The organism is Streptomyces sp. C (genome assembly GCF_000158895.1).
GTDB classification, from domain to species: Bacteria; Actinomycetota; Actinomycetes; order Streptomycetales; family Streptomycetaceae; genus Streptomyces; species Streptomyces racemochromogenes.
Genome location: NZ_GG657750.1, coordinates 841152 through 842668 on the forward strand (window position 1 = coordinate 841152; position 1517 = coordinate 842668).

General features: G+C 76.4%; 1 protein-coding gene and 1 pseudogene. Both read right to left on the minus strand.

The genetic code is table 11. The features are described 5' to 3' along the window. Window positions 1-141: 141 nt before the first annotated feature. A complete protein-coding gene (locus SSNG_RS03785) occupies window positions 142-966 on the minus strand; it encodes a maleylpyruvate isomerase family mycothiol-dependent enzyme (protein WP_007262473.1) in 825 nt (274 codons plus the stop codon). A 33-nt stretch (window positions 967-999) separates the two neighbouring features. Continuing rightward, window positions 1000-1517: pseudogene (locus SSNG_RS03790) on the minus strand (ATP-binding protein); the annotation flags it as partial.

A 1517-nucleotide genomic window follows, 5' to 3' on the forward strand; every position in this document is an offset into this window, starting at 1 on the left:
GCGTCTGGTGCGTGCTCTCGGTGCGCCGGGCGGAAGCCCGCGTACTGGACGTACTTGGCTTTCGCCCGGTGCGGCGAGAGCGCGTGCCAGGCGTCGCGGGGCAGACGGGGGTTTGGCGACAGGCCCTAGGCGCGGTCCCGTTCAGGCGGGCGGCACGAGGGTGAACCAGTGCTCCAGCAGTGCGCCGTCGCCGGTGACGTGCAGCTGCTCGGCGGGGAGCCGCCCCCACAGGAACAGCATCAGGTCGGAGGCGGTGCCCGCCGCCTCGACGTGGACGGGAGCGGTGCCGCGGCGGTCGAAGCGGACCTCGTCGCCGTCGAACTCCACCGTCCAGGATTCGGGGGCGTCGGTGCGGCGGAAGCGGTAGCGCTCGCCCGTCCCGGGCGGGGCCTGTTTCCAGCCGCGCCGGGCGGGGGCCATCACCTCGATGGTGTGGGTGATGGCGTCCACCGCGAGGGCGGGCGCGAAGGAGTTCGGGTGCCCGGTGACGGCCTGGGCGTCCCAGCGGTGGACGGCCTGTTCGATGGTCTGCATGCGGATCCAGAAGCCGCTGGTGCGGTCCCCGTCGGGCGACCAGGTCCACACCGGTACGTCCGGGCCGAGTTCGCGCAGGACCGCCACCAGGTCCCGGGCGGCGGCGGCCGACCAGTCGAACAGCTCCTCGGGCACGGGCCCGCGGTGCGGGGTCCGGTCCGGCATCGGCCAGGCCGCCCGTACGGCCGGGTCGGCGGGGAGCGCGTAGAGCTCCGGGTCGGTGGGGTCGCAGGGCTCGGCGAGCCGTTCCCGGAGGATGTGGGTGAGGTAGCGCTGGACGCTGCCGAGGTGTCCGGCGAGGTCCGCGACCGACCAGCCGGGGCAGGAGGGCACCGGTGGTGCCTCCCGTCCGCCGTCGGCGGCCCGCCGGACGGCCTCGTCGAAGCGGTCGGCCTCGTGCTGGAGGATGTAGAGCAGGGTGAGGTGGTCCATGGGGTCACCCTGCCCCCTGGTGTCCCCGGGGACTCAGCTTGCGCGCTGGGCGAACGACGCCAGGGCCTGGGCCGTGCTCGCCTCCAGGGCGCCGGCGCCGCATTCGCGGCTGGTGTGGTGGGCGCGGGCGAGCAGCCCGGGGTCCTGGAGCTCGGTGCCCAGCGCGGCCAGCGTCCGGGCCAGTTCGTAGGCGGCCGGGGAGTCCTCCAGCAGGGCGACGGCCTCGCGGAGCAGGTCGGCGCGGTCCTGCGGGGCGGCCACCTCCGCCGCGACGCGCAGGGCCTGGCCGATGGCGGACGGCGCGCCGAAGGCGCGGGCGCGGCGTACGGCCTCGGCCGCCAGGGCGCGGGCCCTGGCGGGGTCCTCGGGGGCGACGGCGCGGGCCAGGAGCAGCCGCCACGGGCACCAGGCCGGGTTCTGGATGCCGCGCGGGGTCAGGCGCCGTCCGACGGCCTCCAGTTCGGCGGCGGCGGCCTTGCGGTCGCCGCCGGCCAGGAGCAGTTCGGCGTACACGGTCTGCGAGTCGGGGAAGACCACGGCGGCGGGGAAGG